Source organism: Clostridium folliculivorans, assembly GCF_024341905.1.
Classification (GTDB): Bacteria; Bacillota; Clostridia; order Clostridiales; family Clostridiaceae; genus Clostridium_AR; species Clostridium_AR folliculivorans.
Window position 1 is genome coordinate 1 of record NZ_BQXY01000055.1, and the last position, 227, is coordinate 227.

Here is a 227-nt window from a genome sequence, read left to right on the forward strand (position 1 = left end):
ATTAAAACTCAAAGGAATTGACGGGGGCCCGCACAAGCAGCGGAGCATGTGGTTTAATTCGAAGCAACGCGAAGAACCTTACCTAGACTTGACATCTCCTGAATTACCCTTAATCGGGGAAGTCGGTACCTTTGGTACCGACAGGAAGACAGGTGGTGCATGGTTGTCGTCAGCTCGTGTCGTGAGATGTTGGGTTAAGTCCCGCAACGAGCGCAACCCTTATTGTT

1 rRNA gene is annotated in these 227 nt (G+C 50.2%); it reads left to right on the forward strand.

The features are described 5' to 3' along the window. Positions 1-227 (forward strand): 16S ribosomal RNA (locus tag OCU55_RS23880); the annotation flags it as partial.